Genomic DNA, 17,774 nt, shown 5'->3' on the forward strand with positions numbered 1-17,774 from the left:
CACCGCATCCCGGCGCCAGCCCTTACCGATGGCTGGCAATAAACCCCCGCAACTGCGGATAGATCTCCTCGCGCCAGCGGCGCCCGGAAAAGATGCCATAGTGGCCACACCCGGCCGCCGTGATGTGCTGCTTGCGTGCGCCGGGAATGCCCGCACACAGGTCGTGCGCCGCCGCGGTCTGGCCCGCGCCGGTGATGTCGTCCAGCTCGCCTTCGATCGTCAGCAGCGCGGTTCCCCTGATGTCCTGCGGGCGCACCGGCTTGCCTTCGATCTCCCATGTACCCTTCGCCAGCCGGAACTCCTGGAACACATCACGGATCGTGTCCAGGTAATACTCGGCCGCCATGTCGAGCACGGCGTTGTACTCATCATAGAAGCGCTCGTGTGCCGCCGCGTCGTCCAGCTCTCCGTCGACAAGATTGCGGTAATACTTGTAGTGCGCCGACAGATGCCGGTCGGGGTTGGTTGCCACGAAGCCGGCGTGCTGCAGGAACCCCGGATAAACCTTGCGGCCGTGCCCGGGATAGTTGGCCGGCACGGTATGGATCACGTTGTGCTCGAACCATTCGAATGACTTGTCGGTTGCCAGCGCGTTCACGGCGGTGGGGCTGCGGCGCGCGTCGATCGGTCCGCCCATCATGGTCATCGACCGCGGCGTGGTCTCGCCGGCCGATGCCTGCAATGCGATTGCGGCCAGCACGGGTACGGCAGGCTGGCAGACGGAAATGACATGCAGGTTGTCGGCGCCGATGTGGCGGATGAACTCCTGGATGTAATGCACATAGTCCGTGAGGTGGAAGGTTCCGTCTTCGGCCGGCACCATGCGGGCATCGATCCAGTCTGTCACATAGACCTTGTGGTGCTGCAGCAGGGTCCGCACGGTGTCGCGCAGCAGCGTGGCATGGTGGCCGGACAGCGGCGCGCAGACCAGCACCACCGGGTCGTCCTTCAGTTGCCGGATGGTTGCGGGATCGTCGGCGTAGCGCTTGAAGCGCAGCAATCTGCAGAAGGGCTTCTCGACAACGACCTGCTCCACGACAGGAATGTCCCGCCCGTGGCACGGCACCGAGCCGATGTCGAAAGGCGGTTTCTTGTAGTCCTTGCCAAGGCGGTACAGCAGCTCGTAGCCGGCCGCCAATCTGTTGGCACCGGGCGTCAGCGAGAGCGGACTGAGCGGATTGGTCAAGGTCCGCGACGTTGCCTGAGCCAGTGCGGTGAGGGGCAGCAGCATCGCGCTCTTGAGTTCGTAGAGTTGGTAAAGCATGAGGAATTCCCTGTGGAATAGTCTGAACAGCGGACCTGCGCCGGGCCCGCGGGGTAAGTGCGAACGTGTGTAGGCATCGGATCGACGAGCCCGCGATCACTCGCATTCGCAGTCTGGATCGGCGACATCAGCCGGTGGCTCATGCACGGCGATCACTCTTCCGACTGCTCCTTGTCATAGCCGATATGGAGCCGGCGGAGCTTGGAGTACAAGGTCTGCTTGGGGATGGAAAGCGCCTTCGCGGTAGCGGCGACGTCGAAGTTGTGGCGCTTCATCTCTTCCATGACCACGACACGCTCGAACTGTTCGAGCTGTTCGGGCAGGCTGTGGCACGGTTCGCCGTGGCTGTGGTGCAGGTCGAAGTCGTCGGACAGCAGCCCGAGCACGAAGCGGTCCGCCACGTTGCGCAGTTCGCGCACGTTGCCCGGCCATGAATGGGACAGCAGCAGGTCGAACTGGGCGCTCTCGAGCACGGGCGCGGGACGGCCGAAGCGCGTCGCCGCCTGCAGGATCAGATGCTCGAACAGCAACGGGATATCTTCGCGGCGCTCGCGCAACGGCGGCAGGTCGATGAAGGCGACACCGATGCGGTAGTACAAGTCGGCGCGGAACTTCTTTTGCTCCGTGAGCAGCTTCAGGTCTTCCTTGCTGGCGGCGATCACGCGGCAATCCACCTGGATGGCTTCGTTCGAGCCCACGCGCTCGATGGAGCGCTCCTGCAGCGCGCGCAGGAACTTGACCTGCACCGCCAATGGCATGCTTTCGATTTCGTCGAGGAACAGCGTCCCGCCATGGGCGTGCTCGAACTTGCCGCAGCGGCGACGCGTGGCGCCGGTAAACGATCCCACCTCGTGCCCGAACAGTTCGCTCTCGGCCAGCGCCTCGGGCAGCCCGCCGCAGTTCAACGGCACGAAATTCCCGGCGCGTCGCGCGCTGTGGTCATGCAGGCAGCGCGCCACGAGGTCCTTGCCGGTCCCGGTCTCGCCGTAGATCACCACGTCGGCCGGCGCATCGGCGAGGGCGCGGACCGCGCGGCGCACACGCTCCATCTGGGCAGAACGGCCGATCAGGCACGCCTGGATACCGCGCCAGCCCTCCAGTTGCTCGCGCAGGCCTCGCACCTCCAGGCTCAGCTTGCGCCGGTCGGCCGCGCGCCTGACCACGGACACCAGATGATCGGATGAGCACGGTTTCTCGATAAAGTCGTAGGCCCCCTCGCGCATGGCCCGCACCGCCATGGAGATGTCGCCATGGCCGGTCATCAGGATGACGGGCAGGTCGGCGTCAATGCCCTGGAGCTCGCTCAGCCAGGCCGCGCCGGTCATGCCCGGCAGCCTGACGTCGCAGACCACCACGGCGGGCACGCCGAGGGTGACGCTGGCGCGCGCCTGCTCTACCGAAGCGAATCCGTCGACGACGAACCCGGCCAGTTCGAGCGCCTGCGAACTGCCAATCAGCACATCCTCTTCGTCCTCGACGAAAATCACGCGGATGGGATGGGTGTCGTTCATCAATGATGTTCCTCTTGGGTCGGCGGCGCGAGGGGTAGTTCGACGATGAATTCGGCACCCGCGGGCTTCAGGTTGCGGGCATACAGGCGGCCGCCGAACTCTTGCACGATATGCGCCGAGATCATCAGGCCGAGTCCCAGGCCCTTGCCGGCGGGCTTGGTCGTCACGAACGGCTCGAACAGCCGAGGCAGCACGTCGGGATGGATGCCGGGGCCCGAGTCGCGGATGGTGAGCACGCATAGCCCTTCGTGCCGGCTCATGCCGATATCCAGTTGCCGCACGGGGGCAGCCGACAAGGCGTCGGCGGCATTGCCCAGCAGGTTGACCAGCACCTGTTCCAGCCGCGGCGCGTCGGCCAGCACGCAGATGTCGTCGGGCGTCGCGGTGATGTCGACGGTGACATCGAGCTCGCGCAAGCGGGCGGTCACCACAAACAGCGCGTCCTGGATCACCTGGCGCACCGCTACCGGCCGCAGCGGCGCCTGGGTCTTGTGGGCGAATGCCTTGAGCTGCTGGGTGAGGCGGGCCACGCGGCCGATCAGGTTGGAGATGCGGTGAAGGTTGCCGGCGGCAGCGTCGAGCCGGCCTTTCTCCAGCAGCACCGCGGCGTTGTCGGACAGCGTGCGCATCGCCGCCAGGGGCTGGTTCAGTTCATGCACGATCCCGGCGGACATCTGTCCGAGCGCAGCCAGCTTGCCGGCGTGAACAAGGTCGTTCTGCAGCGCGCGCAGTTCGGCGGTCCGTTCCAGCACCTTGGCCTCCAGGCCATTGTGCGCTTCACGCAGCGCGCGTTGCGCCGCCATTTGTTGCCGGGCGGCACGCCGGCGCTGCGCAAAGACCAGGATCAACAGCAGCAGCACCATGCAGGCCAGCAGCCCGCCGATGGCGGCATTGCGGGCCAGCGTGCGCGCGGGCAGTTCGTCGTCCAGCAGCACGATACGCCAGAGGCCGTGGTTGACCGTGCGCTCGGACGCCAGGTAATCCACCTTGTCCAGGCGAACACGGGTGGTGTGTTCGTCCAGGCGGGACGACACCTGCCAGTCCAGCGGCCTCAGGTCCGACTTGCCGTAGGTTCGCGCGTGTCCGGCCTCGGCCAGCATGGCCGGCGTCAATGGCGCCAGCGGACGCAGTCGCCACTGCGGCAGCGAGGCCAGGATCACGACATCGCGCGCGTCCACGACCAGCACCTTGCCCGGAATCTGGACCCAGTTCCGCTCCACCGCCTCAAGGTTGACCTTGACGGTGGCAATGCCCGGCTGCTTGCCGTTTTGCCGCAACGCATACGCCAGGTAGTAGCCGGGGCGGCCGGAAGTAAATCCCACGCCGTAGAAGCGTCCCTGCCCGTGTTCCAGCGCATCCCGCATATACGGCCGGAACGAAAGGTCGACGCCCACCGGCGTACCCGGCTGGTTCCAGTCCGCGGCGGCAAGGGTCATGCCGGAGCGCAGCGTGACATACAGGTTGTCGGCGCCGGCCGTCGCGGTGATGCCGTGCAGGTAGCGGCTGACGTGCTGCTTCAGCGACGCGTCATCGGGCCGGGCCAGCAGTTCGAAGACATCCGAGGTGGATTCGAGCAAGGAGGGCAGGTAGTCGAACCGGGACAGCTCGCCATCCAGCCGCGCAGCGATGACGTCGAGGCGATGCTGCGCCGCGACACGCAACTGGTCGAGACCGGCGCGCAACGCCATGGCATAGGCGATCCACGCCGACAGCGCGATCGCCGCCAGTGCCATACCGCACCAGATCCCCATGCGCATACGGCCCAGATTCATGTCGCATGCCCTTTCTCCGCAGTCCTGGAACTCGTCGGATAGTTCGTCCCCGTGCCCGGGGTAGATGAAGGACGCTTGCTCGCCCCGATGCAAGTCGGGAGGTTGCAGTGTACTCCCGGAATCCGGCCAGTAAGCACCCGGGCAATACCTGAGTCCGGCATCCTGCGTGGCGTGGCGGCGCAGCATCTGGCGTGATCCCTAGGCGTAGCGGAGTTCGCGCGTCTTGCCGCGGAACACCCGATACGAGAACACCGTGTAGCCGGCAATGGCGGGCACCGAGATGCAAACGCCGGCGAGGATCACCTTCAGCGCCTCCGGGCTGCTGGCGGCCTGCCATATCGTCAGGCGATGGATCACCACGAAGGGGAAGATGCTGTAGGCCAGGCCGAGGAAGCTGAGCACAAAGACGGCGATCAGCAACGCGAAGGGCAGCCAGGCGACCGGCCCGCGCACCAGCCGGGTGTTAAGCAGCAGACGCACCGCCATCAGCGCGATGCCGGTCACCAGCGGGATGGCGAGCAGCGCGATGATCTGCGGCAGCACGAACCAGCGCTCCCGCACCACCACGCTGATCCATGGCGTCGCCACCGAGATCAGGGTGAGTCCGCAGACCATCGGCGCCCATGCGATCTTGGCCCATTGCACGGCGCGCTGCTGCAGCTCGCCTTCGGTTTTCATGATGAGCCAGCTGGCGCCAAGCAGCACATAGGCCATCGGCAGTGCGAGAGCGATCGCCGCCGCGAACAGGGGATAGTTCCAGCCACTGCCGAAGCCGCTGATGTAGCGGCCCAGCATCCAGCCCTGCGATACCGAAGCCAGGGCAGAGCCCGCGAAAAACAGCCGGTCCCAGGTCGGCTTGTGCGCGCTCCTTACCTTGACCCGGAAGTCGAAGGCCACGCCGCGCAGGATCAGGCCGACCAGCATCAATGTGACTGGCAGGTAGAGCTCCGTCAGGATCATGCCGTGCGCCTTGGGGAAAGCCACCAGCAGGATGCCGATGCCCAGCACCAGCCAGGTTTCGTTGGCGTCCCAGAACGGGCCGATCGAAGCCACCATCACATCTTTCTCGGCGGGCGTGGCCCGGTGCATCAGCATGCCGACGCCAAGGTCATAGCCGTCGCTGATCACATAGACCAGCATGGCCAGGCCCATCAGCGCCATGAAGATGACGGGCAGGGCATCGTCGAAACGCATCCAGCTCATGATGGGCTCCCGGTTGGCAGGATCCGCGGCGGCATCGCGCCCGGCGGCGTGGAGGGCTGCCCGGCGGGGTCGCTGGCGGGCGCTTCTTCCAGCGCTTCTTCCGGCTTCTCCGCCAGGTACTTCAGCACGCTGACATAGGCCACGATCAGCGCGAGGTAGACGCCGACGAACAGCGACAACGTCAGGGCGATATGCGGCGCCGGGACGTTCGAGGCCACGTCGGCAGTCCGTACCAGGCCCTGGACGATAAAAGGCTGGCGACCGATTTCCGTGACATACCACCCGGCGACCGTGGCAACCCAGCCTGAGAAGGTCATGCCGGCAAGGCCCCATAGCAGCGCGCGCGGCAGGCGCTCGGGCTGCCAGCCGCTACGGCGGTACAGCCACCAGCCGAGCCAGCTCGCGGCCAGCATCAGCATGCCCACGCCAACCATCACGCGGAAGGCGAGGAACAGCGGCAGGACCGGCGGATGCGCGTCGCGGAACGCGTTCAGTCCCTGGATCTCGCCATCGCTGCGATGCGTCAGGATCAGGCTGGCCAGCCTCGGGATTTCGATGGCTGCGTGATTCGTCCGCAGCTTCTCGTCGGGAATGGCGAAGAGCAGCAAGGGCACGCCCCGCGCCGTGTCCCACACGCCCTCCATCGCGGCGATCTTCTGGGGCTGGTGCCGGAGCGTGTTCAGGCCGTGCATGTCGCCGGCGGCGATCTGCAGCGGAATGGCGGCTGCGGCGAGCGTCAGCCCGACGCGCAATACCCTGGGCGCGGACAACTGCGCCGTGCCCTTGAGCGACTGCCAGGCACTCAGTCCCGCGAGCAGGAAGGCGCAGGTCAGGGCGGACGCGAGCAGCATATGGACCAGGCGATAGGGGAAGGACGGATTGAAGATGACTTCGAACCAGCTCCCGACGTGGAACTCCCCATTGACGATCTCGTAGCCCTGCGGGGTCTGCATCCAGGAGTTCAGGGCCAGGATCCAGAAGGCGCTGAGGGTGGTGCCGAAAGCGACGAAGACGGTCGACATCAGGTGGACGCGCTCGCTCACCTTGCCGTGCCCGAACAGCATCACGCCGAGGAAGCCGGCTTCGAGGAAGAACGCCGTCAGCACCTCATACGCGAGCAGGGGGCCGGCGACATTGCCCACCGTTTCCATGAACCCGGGCCAGTTGGTGCCAAACTGGAAACTCATGGTGATGCCGCTGACCACGCCAAGCGCGAACGTCAGGGCAAACACCTTGGTCCAGAAGCGGTAGGCGTTCAGCCACGCCTGGCGCACCACCGGCTTGTCGCTGGCAAGGTAGCGCCAGCGGAAAAACAGCAGCAGCCAGCCCATGCCGATGCTGATGGTCGGGAACAGGATGTGGAAGGTGATGTTGGCCGCGAACTGCATGCGCGCCAGCAGGATCGGATCCATGTGTCAGCGTCTCCTCGGCCGCTGGCTCACTGCATGTGCTGGCCGCCGTTGATGGCGATATTGGCGCCGGTCACGAAGGCCGCCTCGTCCGAGGCCAGGTAGATGATCAGGCCTGCCACTTCCTCCGGCTTGCCCAGGCGGCCCACCGGGATCTGCGGCAGGATCTTCGTGTTCAGGATCTCGTCGGGAATGGCGGTGACCATCTTGGTGCCGATATAGCCCGGGGAGATGGTGTTGACGGTGACCCCCTTCCTGGCCACCTCCAGCGCCAGCGCCTTGGTGAAACCATGCACCCCGGCCTTCGCCGCCGAGTAGTTGGTCTGGCCGAAGGCGCCCTTCGAGCCGTTGACCGACGACACGTTGACGATGCGGCCCCAGCCGCGCTCCACCATCCCGTCGGCAACCTGCTTGCTCATGTTGAACAGGCTGTCCAGGTTGGTGCGCAGCACCGCGTCCCAATTGACCTTGTCCATCTTCTTGAAGGTCATGTCGCGCGTGATGCCGGCATTGTTGATGAGAATGTCGATGGGGCCGGCCTGTTCCGCGACCGCGGCCACGGCTTGCGCGCACGAGTCGATATCGGCCACGTCGCAGGGCACGGCCAGGATGTCGTGCCCGCGCGCCTTCATTTGCTGCACCCACTCGCCGTGGTTCTTGTTGCCCGGCGAATAGGTCACCGCCACCCGGTAGCCGGCCTCGGCCATCTTGGTGGAAATGGTTTCTCCCAGGCCGCCCATGCCGCCGGTGATCAAGACTACGCGTTGCTTGCTCATTGTTCTGTTCTCCTGTGGAATCGATGAATAAAGGCCGTACGGATCCGGATCAGCGCTCGATCGCCAGCGCCACGCCCATGCCGCCGCCGATGCAGAGCGAGGCCAGCCCGCGCTTTGCGTCGCGGCGGATCATTTCGTGGATCAGGGTGACCAGGATGCGGCAGCCGGACGCGCCGATCGGGTGGCCGATGGCGATGGCGCCGCCGTTGACGTTGATCTTGCGGGTGTCCCAGTCCATCTCCTGGTTGACCGCGCAGGCCTGTGCCGCGAATGCCTCGTTGATCTCCATCAGGTCCAGGTCGTTGACGCTCCAGCCTGCCTTCTGCAGGCAACGCCGGGAGGCCGGCACCGGGCCCATGCCCATGATGCTGGGGTCGAGCCCGGCCGACGCATAGGAGGCAATGCGGGCCAGCGGCGTCATTCCCAGCTCGCGCGCCCTGGCGGCCGACATCAGCAGGACCGCCGCCGCGCCGTCGTTCAGCCCCGAGGCGTTGCCGGCCGTGACGGTCCCCGCCTTGTCGAAGGCCGGCCTCAGCCCGCCCAGCGCTTCGGCCGTGGTGCCGTGCTTGATGAACTCGTCGCTGTCGAAGACCACCGTGCCCTTCTTCGAGACAATCGACACCGGGACGATCTCGTCCCTGAACTTGCCGGCCTTCTGCGCGGCCTCGGCCTTCTGCTGCGAGGCCGCCGCGAACTCGTCCTGCCGGGCGCGCGAGATGTTGTACGCCTTGGCCACGTTCTCGGCGGTGGTGCCCATGTGGTACTGGTTGTACACGTCCCACAGGCCATCGACGATCATGGTGTCGGTCAGTTTCCAGTCGCCCATGCGCTGGCCATCGCGCGAACCCACCAGCACGTGCGGCGCGGCGCTCATGTTCTCCTGGCCGCCGGCGATGACGATGTCCGCGTCGCCGCATTTGATGGCCTGCGCCCCCAGGTGGACCGCCTTCAGGCCGGAGCCGCACACCTTGCCGATGGTCATGGCGGGCACGCCGACCGGCAGCCCGGCCTTGATGCCGGCCTGCCGGGCGGGGTTCTGCCCGCTGCTCGCGGTCAGTACCTGGCCAAGCACTACCTCGTCGACCAGCTCGGCTTGCAGGCCGCTGCGCGCGAGCAGCGCCTTGATGACGGTGGCGCCCAGCTCGGGCGCCGCGACCTTGGCGAGCGATCCGCCAAACTTGCCGACCGCGGTTCTGGCCGCGGCGACGATAACGACGTCTTCCATACGATTCTCCTGCGTGAAAAAAATAGAGGGGCTGACGGTGCAGCCACTAGCTGGCTTTGCCAAGGTCGATGAGGGGCGTTGCGTTCAATGCAGCTTGACGTGCGGTTCCGTACGCCGGACGATCGAGCGCGCCAGCGTGTCCAGCGCGACTTTCGTGAAGCCATGCAACGCCAGTTCATGCATCTTGTAGAGCGAGAGGTACATCAGCCGCGCGAACATGCCCTCGATCATCAGGTTGCCGCCGATCAGTCCGCCCATCATGTTGCCCACGGTGCTGAACTCGCCCAGCGACACCAGCGAGCCGAAGTCGCGGTACTGGTAGTCGGCGAGCGGCTTTCCCGCCATGCGCCGGCGCACCTGCTTCACCATGTGCGACGCCTGCTGGTGCGCCGCCTGCGCGCGCGGCGGCACCAGCCCGCCCTTGCCCTGGCTGGCCCCGGGCCAGCTGCATGCCGCGCAGTCGCCGATCGCGAAGATGTCCGGGTCGCGGCTGGTCTGCAGGGTCGGCTGCACCACCAGCTGGTTGACGCGGTTGGTTTCCAGGCCGGCGATATCCCTGAGGAAGTCGGGCGCCTTGACGCCGGCAGCCCACACCACCAGTTCCGCCGGCAGTACACGGCCATCGCCCAGGCGCACGCCGTCGGGCAATACCTGCGCCACCTTTGCATCGGTCAGCACGTCCACGCCGAGCTTGCGCAGCAGCGCTTCCGTCGCCTTCGACAGCCGCTCCGGTAACGCCGGCAGCACGCGTGGCGCGGCCTCGATCAGCGTGACCCGGATGTCCTTGTCGGCGTCGACGCGGTCCAGGCCAAAGGCCACCACCTCGCGGGTGGTGCGATGCAGCTCCGCGGCCAGCTCCACGCCCGTGGCGCCGGCGCCGATGATGGCGACATGCAGCTGCTGGGGCAGCAGGGGCGTGCCTTGCGCATGCGCGCGGATGCAGGCATTGACCATGCGCGAGTGAAAGCGCAGCGCGTCGGCCGGGCATTCCAGCCGCATGGCGTGCTCGTACACCCCCGGCGTGCCAAAGTCATTGCTCTGGCTGCCGACGGCGATGACCAGCGTGTCGTAGGCAAAGCTGCGCTGCGGCGTGATCTGCTGGCCTTCGTGGTCGACATAGGGTGCCACCAGCACCTCGCGGCGTTCGCGATCCAGGCCCACCATTTCCCCCACGCGGTAGCGGAAGTGGTGCCAGTGCGATTGCGCCAGGTAACCCACCTCATGCGCGCTCATGTCCATGCTGCCGGCGGCGATCTCGTGCAGCTTGGGTTTCCACACATGGGTGCGGTTCTTCTCGATCAGGGTGATTTCGGCCTGCCGGCGCCGGCCGAGCGTGTCGCCCAGCCGCGTGGCCAGCTCAAGCCCGCCCGCGCCGCCGCCGACGATGACGACGCGGTGCGGTGCCTTCACGTAGGCGTCGGCACGATAGGTGGACGGTTTCATTGGGCGCTTCCGCTCACCGGGGCGACGTTGGTGCCGGCAACCGGCATGTGGGCCGCGACCCGGTCGAGCACCACCTCCGGCTCGTCGGCCTCTGCGTCCGACTCGTTATCCAGCCTGCGGCGCATTTGCTCGACATCGAGGTCGCCGGTCCATTTCGCCACCACCACCGTGGCCACGCCGTTGCCGATCAGGTTGGTCAGCGCGCGCGCCTCGGACATGAAGCGGTCGATGCCGAGGATCAGGGCCAGGCCCGCCACCGGAACATGCCCCACTGCCGAGAGCGTGGCCGCCAGCACGATAAAGCCGCTCCCGGTGACGCCGGCGGCGCCCTTGGAGGTCAGCAACAGCACCGCGAGCAGGGTGAGCTGCTGCGTCAGGCTCATGTCGGTATTGGTTGCCTGGGCGATGAACACCGCCGCCATGGTCAGATAGATGGAGGTGCCATCCAGGTTGAAGGAGTAGCCGGTCGGGACCACCAGTCCGACCACAGACTTGCGGGCACCCAGGTTCTCCAGCTTGGCCATCATCCGCGGCAGCACGGATTCGGAGGAAGACGTGCCGAGCACGATCAGCAGTTCCTCCTTGATGTACTTGATGAACTTCCAGACCGAGAAGCCATGCATGCGCGCGATGCCGCCGAGCACGACGAAGATGAACAGCAGGCAGGTGGCGTAGAAGGTCGCCATCAGCTGGCCCAGCTGCAGCAGCGAGCCCACGCCGTACTTGCCGATGGTGAAGGCCATGGCGCCGAAGGCGCCGATCGGGGCGACCTTCATGATGTAGCCGACGATGGTGAAGAGCACGTGCGAGAACTTCTCGATGAAGTCGAACACCAGCGTGCCGCGGCCGCCGAACCTGTGCAGGGCGAAACCGAACATCACCGCGAACAGCAGCACCTGGAGGATCTCGCCCTTGGCGAAGGCATCCACCACCGTGTTCGGGATCACGTGCAGCAGGAAGTCGACCGTGCCCTGCATCTTGCCGGGCTCGGTGTAGGCGGCGATGGACTTCGTGTCGAGGGTGGATACGTCGACATTCATGCCGGCGCCGGGCTTGACGATGTTGATGATCACCAGGCCGACCACCAGCGCAATGCTGCTCACGATCTCGAAGTACAGCAGCGCCAGCCCGCCGGTCTTGCCGACCTTCTTCATGTCCTCCATGCCGGCAATGCCGACGACGACGGTGCAGAAGATGATCGGCGCGATGATCATCTTGATCAGCTTGATGAAGCCATCGCCCAGCGGCTTCATCGCCGCGCCGGCCTGCGGATAGAAATGGCCGAGGAGGATGCCGATGACGATCGCGGTAATGACCTGGAAGTAGAGGGTCCTGTAGAACGGCTTCGAGTGAATGTCTTTGTCCATCATTGTCTCCTTTATTGGTTCGCGATTGCCGTCGGCACCGGCTTGATCAATCGAGTGCCCATCCCTGCGCGAGCTGCGCGCTGGCATCGACCGTCGCCACCGCCGTCATGTTGACGATGCGGCGGACGGTGGAGGACGACGTCAGGATATGCACGGGGCGCGCGGCGCCAAGCAGGATGCCGCCCACCGTGATGCCGCCGCCCGCGGCGATGCGCAACAGGTTGTAGGAGATGTTGGCGGCGTCCACGTTGGGCATCACCAGCACATTCGCCTCCTTCTCCAGGCAGGATTCGGGGAACTCGTGATCCAGGATCTGCTTGGACAGCGCAGCGTCGCCCCGCATCTCGCCCTCCACCGCCAGCGACGGCTCGCGCGCTTTCACCAGTGCCAGCGCCTCGCGCATCTTGGTCGCGGCGGGATCGCCGGAGCCGCCAAAGTTGGAGTGCGAGAGCAGCGCCACGCTGGGCGTGATGCCAAAGCGCCGGACCGCTTCGGCCGCCAGCAGGGTGATGTCGGCGATCTGCTGTGCCGTCGGGTCGAGGTTCACGTGCGTGTCGCAAATAAACAGCTGGCGTCCGGGCAGCATCAGCATCTGCATGGCGGCCAGCGTCGGGCTGCCCGGCTTCATGCCGATGGTGTCGCGCACATGAGCGAGGTGATCCTGGAAACGGCCCACGGCGCCGCACAGCATGGCATCGGCGCTGCCTTGCCGCACCAGCATCGCGCCCAGCAGCGTGCCGCGGCTGCGCAGCTCCGTCTGCGCCAGCGCGCGCGACACGCCGTTACGCTTGCTCAGCTGGTAGTACGCCTCGGCGGCATCGCCATAGACGGCGGGGTCCAGCGGGTCGACGCATTCGCAATCCACGCCGGGCTGCAGGCGCAGGCCGAATTGCGCGATGCGCGCCACGATCACGTCCGGACGGCCCACCAGCAACGGGCGCGCGATGCCCTCGTCGATGACCACCTGTGCCGCGCGCAGCACGCGCTCATCCTCGCCTTCGGCATAGAGCACGCGCTTCGGGGCGCGCTTGGCGGCGGCGAACACCGGCTGCATGGCGCTGCGCGACTGGTAGACAAACTGGCCAAGCCGCTGCCGGTAAGCGTCCATGTCCGCGATCGGGCGCGTAGCCACGCCGCTGTCCATTGCCGCTTTGGCGACGGCCGGCGCCACCGCCTCGATCAGCCGCGGGTCGAACGGCTTGGGAATCAGGTACTCGGCGCCGAAGCGCAGGCCCACCGCGCCGTAAGCCTGGGCCACCACCTCGGGAATTTCCGCATGCGCCAGCTCGGCGATGGCGCGCACGGCGGCCAGCTTCATTTCCTCGTTGATGGTGGTGGCGCCGACGTCCAATGCCCCGCGGAAGATGAACGGGAAGCAGAGCACGTTGTTGACCTGGTTCGGATAGTCCGAACGGCCGGTGCCGAGGATGGCATCGGGGCGCACCGCCAGCGCGTCCTCCGGCGCGATCTCGGGCGTGGGGTTGGCCATGGCGAGGATGATGGGGTCGCGCGCCATGGCCTTGACCATCTCGGGTTTGAGCACGCCGCCCGCCGACAGGCCCAGGAAGATGTCGGCACCGCCGATGATGTCGGCCAGCGTGCGCGCCGGGGTGTCCTGCGCGTAGCGCGCCTTGTTCGGGTCCATCTGCTCCTTGCGGCCGCGATAGACTACGCCGTTGCTGTCGGACACGAACACATTGCCCATCGGCAGGCCCAGGCTGACGATCAGGTCCAGGCAGGCGAGGGCGGCGGCGCCCGCGCCGGAGGCCACCAGCTTGACCTCGCGGATATCCTTGCCGACGTGCCTGAGCGCGTTGAGGATGGCAGCGGCGGCGACGATGGCGGTGCCGTGCTGGTCATCATGGAAGACCGGGATCTTCATGCGCTCGCGCAGCTTCTGCTCGATATAGAAGCACTCGGGCGCCTTGATGTCTTCCAGGTTGATGCCGCCGAAGGTCGGTTCCATGCGGGCGATGGTGTCGATCAGCGCGTCGGGGTCGTTCTCCGCCAGCTCGATATCGAACACGTCGATGCCCGCGAACTTCTTGAACAGGCAGCCCTTGCCCTCCATCACCGGCTTGCCGGCGAGCGGCCCGATGTTGCCCAGGCCCAGCACGGCGGTGCCGTTGGTGATCACGGCAACCAGGTTGGCGCGCGAGGTCAGGTTCATCGCCTCGGCCGGGTCGCGCACGATCTCCATGCAGGCGTCGGCCACGCCGGGCGAATAGGCCAGCGCCAGGTCGCGCTGGGTGGCCATGGCCTTGGTGGGGGTGACCGAGATCTTGCCCGGCGTGGGATAGCGGTGGTAGTCGAGCGCGGCTTCGCGAAGGTTGTCGGTCATGGTTGTCTCGGTGGCTCTGACGGGGCGCCGGACCGGCGCCAGACGTTCTTGTGTTGTCGGGATGCGGGTGTGCGGCGCAATGGCTGCGCCGCGCGCCTGTCGCCTATTTCTTCTTCATGGGCGGCAGATCGGTGCAGTGGCCCTCGAAGACTTCGGCGGCCATGCCGATCGATTCGCCCAGGGTCGGGTGCGGGTGGATGGTCTTGCCGATGTCGGCGGGCTCGCAGCCCATTTCCACGGCCAGGCAGATCTCGCCGATCAGGTCGCCGGCATGCGTGCCGACGATGCCGCCGCCGATCACGCGATGCGTGGCTTCGTCGACCAGCAGCTTGGTGAAACCCTCGTCGCGGCCATTGGCGATGGCCCGGCCGGATGCGGCCCACGGGAACACGGCCTTGCTGTACTGGATGCCCTCGGCCTTGCACTGTTCCTCGGTCTTGCCGGCCCAGGCCACCTCGGGGTCGGTGTAGGCGACCGACGGGATCTGGCGCGCATCGAAGAACGCGGGCTCGCCGTGGGCGGCTTCGGCGGCCACATGCGCTTCGTGTACCGCCTTGTGCGCCAGCATCGGCTGGCCGACGATGTCGCCGATCGCGTGGATATGCGCGACGTTGGTCCGCATCTGCCTGTCGACCTCGATAAAGCCGCGCTCGGTGACGGCCACGCCGGCCTTCTCCGCACCGATGGACTTGCCGTTGGGAGTGCGGCCCACCGCCACCAGCACCACGTCGTAGACCTGCGGCGGCGGCGCTTCCTTGCCCTCGAAGCTGACCTCGATGCCGTCCGCCGTTGCCCTGGCGCCAACCGTCCTGGTCTTCAGCATGACCTGGTTGAAGCGGTGCGCGTTCTTCTTCTCCCAGACCTTGACCAGGTCACGGTCGGCACCCTGCATCAGGCCGTCGAGCATTTCCACCACGTCGATGCGCGTACCCAGCGTGGAGTAGACGGTGGCCATCTCCAGGCCGATGATGCCGCCGCCCACCACCAGCATGCGTTTGGGAATCGACTTCAACTGCAACGCGCCGGTGGAGTCGACCACACGGTCATCGTCGGGCATGAAGGGCAGCTTGATGGCCTGGCTGCCGGCGGCGATGATCGCCTTGGCGAACCTGACCACGCGCTTGCGGCCATCGGCCGCCAGCACTTCGAGGTGGTGCGGGTCGAGGAAACTGCCGACGCCGGTCAGGACCTCGACCTTGCGGGCCTTGGCCATGCCCGCGAGGCCGCCGGTGAGCTTCCTGATGACGCCGTCCTTGAAGGCGCGCAGCTTGTCGAGATCCACCTCGGGCGCGCCGTACCTGATGCCGTGGTCGGGCAGTTGCGCCACCTCGTCCATCACGGCGGCCGTGTGCAGCAGTGCCTTGGAGGGAATGCAGCCGACGTTCAGGCACACCCCGCCAAGGGTGTCGTAGCGTTCGACCAGCACGGTCTTCATGCCCAGGTCCGCGCTGCGGAACGCGGCGGAATAGCCGCCGGGGCCGGCGCCGAGCACCAGCATCTCGCACTCCAGGTCAGCGCCTCCGCCATAGCTTGCAGCATTGGGTACCGGCGCGGCTGGCGCAGGCTTCTGCGCCACCGCGGCGGGCGCTGGTGCCGGCGCCGCCACGGCTGCGGCCTCGACCACCAGGATCACCGAGCCCTCGCTGACCTTGTCGTTGACCTTGACCAGGATTTCCTTCACCACGCCGGCATGCGTGGAGGGGATCTCCATCGAGGCCTTGTCGGATTCGACGGCGATCAGGCTGGTATCCACGGCGATGGTCTCGCCGGGCCTGACCATCACTTCGATTACCGTGACGTCCTTGAAATCGCCGATATCCGGCACCTTGACTTCGACACGTTGGGTCATTGCTGCACGCCCCTCAGAACAGCACGCGCCGCAGATCGGCGAGCAGGTTGGCAAAATAGACGTTGAAGCGGGCCGCGGCGGCGCCGTCGATGACGCGGTGGTCCCACGACAACGACAGCGGCAGTGTCAGGCGCGCAGCCCAGGTCTTGCCGTCGCTGGAGTGCTGCTTCCAGAAGCTCTTGCAGACCCCCATGATGGCCACCTCGGGCGCATTGATGATGGGCGTGAAGTGGACGCCGCCGATGCCGCCAAGCGAGCTGATGGTGAAGGTGCCGCCCGACATCTGGTCGGGCTTGAGCTTGCCCTCGCGCGCCAGCCTGGCCAGTTCGCCCATCTCCCGCGCGATCTCGGGGATGGTCTTCCGGTCGACGTCGCGGATCACCGGCACCATCAGGCCGTTGGGCGTGTCCGCCGCGAAACCGATGTGGTAGTACTGCTTGAGCACCAGGCTGTCGCCGTCCAGGCTGGCGTTGAACTCGGGGAATGCCTTCAGCGTGGCCACTGCCGCTTTCATCATGAAGGGCAGCATGCTGATCTTGACGCCGCTCTTTTCCAGTTCCTTGTTCATCTGCACGCGGAACTGCTCCAGGTCCGTGATATCGGCCTCGTCATGCGTGGTGACGTGTGGTATCACCACCCAGTTGCGATGCAGGTTGGCGCCGGAGATCTTCTTGATGCGGCTCAGTTCCTTGCGCTCGACCGGGCCGAATTTGGCGAAATCGACCTTGGGCCATGGCAGCAGGTCCAGGCCGGTGCCGCCGCCGGCGGGCGCCGGGGCGGGCTTGGTCGCGGGCACGGGCGCAGTCTGGCCGCCGGTGCTGGCGAAGGCCTCGACATCGGCGCGCAGGATGCGGCCATGCGCGCCGCTGCCGCGCACCTTGCCCAGGTCGACGCCGGACTCGCGGGCGAGCTTGCGCACCGCCGGTCCGGCGTAAGCCAGCCGGAAGGCGGCTTCGTCGATGCCGGACGGGGCGGTAACCGCGGGTGCCGCCGGTGCCGGCGCGGCAAGCAGCGCCGGTGCGGCGGGGGCCGTGGCCGTGGCGGGGGCGTCGTCGGTGGCCAGCGCCATGATGATGCTGCCTTCGCTGACGGTGTCTCCCAGCTTGACGCGGATCTCCCTGACCACGCCGCCCAGGGGCGCGGGCACGTCCATGGTGGCCTTGTCGGACTCCAGCGAGACCAGCGGGTCTTCCGCCTTCACGGTGTCGCCCACCTTGACGAAGATCTCGATCACCGGCACATCCTTGAAGTCGCCGATGTCGGGGATGCGTATTTCGGCCAGCCCGGCGGGCGCATTCACTGGCGTCGGCGGCGCACTTACGCTGGGCTTGGCGGTGTCCGCCGGCACCACGGCGCCCATGCCCTCGAACTGCATCAGCAGACTGCCCTCGCTGACGGCATCGCCCAGCTTGACGTGGATGTGCCTGACCACGCCGCCGTGCGGTGCCGGCACTTCCATGGTGGCCTTGTCGGATTCCAGCGAGACCAGAGGGTCCTCGGGGTTGACCAGGTCTCCCACTTTGACGAACAGCTCGATCACCGGTACGTCCTTGAAGTCGCCGATGTCGGGCACCTTGATATCAATGGCTTGGTTCATAGTCCTCAGTCCTTGGC

Annotated in this window: 12 protein-coding genes; all 12 read right to left on the bottom strand. The window is 66.5% G+C overall.

Annotation, left to right across the window (positions count from 1 at the left end):
• Positions 1–22: 22 nt before the first annotated feature.
• Complete coding sequence (locus AB1I47_RS08370; RefSeq protein ID WP_354683310.1) at positions 23–1,264, bottom strand: polyhydroxyalkanoate depolymerase; 1,242 nt, start codon at positions 1,262–1,264, stop codon at positions 23–25.
• A 152-nt stretch (positions 1,265–1,416) separates the two neighbouring features.
• A complete protein-coding gene (locus tag AB1I47_RS08375) occupies positions 1,417–2,775 on the bottom strand; it encodes a sigma-54-dependent transcriptional regulator (protein WP_354683311.1) in 1,359 nt (452 codons plus the stop codon).
• Positions 2,775–4,547 (bottom strand): sensor histidine kinase, encoded by a 1,773-nt coding sequence (locus AB1I47_RS08380; protein WP_354683312.1) that lies wholly within the window; start codon positions 4,545–4,547, stop codon positions 2,775–2,777. The genes AB1I47_RS08375 and AB1I47_RS08380 overlap by 1 nt, the downstream gene beginning before the upstream one ends.
• Positions 4,548–4,745: 198 nt before the next feature.
• On the bottom strand, positions 4,746–5,741 hold the full coding sequence (locus AB1I47_RS08385; protein ID WP_354683349.1) for a cytochrome d ubiquinol oxidase subunit II: 996 nt from the start codon (positions 5,739–5,741) through the stop codon (positions 4,746–4,748).
• Between the two features lie 5 nt (positions 5,742–5,746).
• Positions 5,747–7,162, bottom strand: coding sequence for a cytochrome ubiquinol oxidase subunit I (locus tag AB1I47_RS08390; RefSeq protein ID WP_354683313.1), 1,416 nt, complete (start codon positions 7,160–7,162; stop codon positions 5,747–5,749).
• Between the two features lie 26 nt (positions 7,163–7,188).
• Positions 7,189–7,935, bottom strand: coding sequence for an acetoacetyl-CoA reductase (gene phbB, locus AB1I47_RS08395; RefSeq protein ID WP_354683314.1), 747 nt, complete (start codon positions 7,933–7,935; stop codon positions 7,189–7,191).
• A 49-nt stretch (positions 7,936–7,984) separates the two neighbouring features.
• A complete protein-coding gene (locus AB1I47_RS08400) occupies positions 7,985–9,160 on the bottom strand; it encodes an acetyl-CoA C-acetyltransferase (RefSeq protein WP_354683315.1) in 1,176 nt (391 codons plus the stop codon).
• A gap of 84 nt (positions 9,161–9,244) precedes the next feature.
• Positions 9,245–10,603, bottom strand: a complete 1,359-nt coding sequence (locus tag AB1I47_RS08405) for an NAD(P)/FAD-dependent oxidoreductase (protein WP_354683316.1) — start codon at positions 10,601–10,603, stop codon at positions 9,245–9,247.
• Positions 10,600–11,970 carry a dicarboxylate/amino acid:cation symporter gene (locus AB1I47_RS08410; protein WP_354683317.1) on the bottom strand — a complete coding sequence of 457 codons (1,371 nt, stop codon included), beginning with the start codon at positions 11,968–11,970 and terminating at the stop codon, positions 10,600–10,602. The genes AB1I47_RS08405 and AB1I47_RS08410 overlap by 4 nt, the downstream gene beginning before the upstream one ends.
• 46 nt (positions 11,971–12,016) lie before the next feature.
• The gene (locus tag AB1I47_RS08415) at positions 12,017–14,311 is read right to left on the bottom strand and encodes an NADP-dependent malic enzyme (protein ID WP_354683318.1); all 2,295 of its coding nucleotides are present in this window, start codon (positions 14,309–14,311) and stop codon (positions 12,017–12,019) included.
• A gap of 103 nt (positions 14,312–14,414) precedes the next feature.
• Positions 14,415–16,160 carry a dihydrolipoyl dehydrogenase gene (gene lpdA, locus AB1I47_RS08420; protein ID WP_354683319.1) on the bottom strand — a complete coding sequence of 582 codons (1,746 nt, stop codon included), beginning with the start codon at positions 16,158–16,160 and terminating at the stop codon, positions 14,415–14,417.
• A gap of 13 nt (positions 16,161–16,173) precedes the next feature.
• The gene (locus tag AB1I47_RS08425; RefSeq protein WP_354683320.1) at positions 16,174–17,757 is read right to left on the bottom strand and encodes a dihydrolipoyllysine-residue acetyltransferase; all 1,584 of its coding nucleotides are present in this window, start codon (positions 17,755–17,757) and stop codon (positions 16,174–16,176) included.
• Positions 17,758–17,774 lie beyond the last annotated feature (17 nt).

The organism is Cupriavidus necator, from assembly GCF_040578825.1.
Classification (GTDB): domain Bacteria; phylum Pseudomonadota; class Gammaproteobacteria; order Burkholderiales; family Burkholderiaceae; genus Cupriavidus; species Cupriavidus necator_E.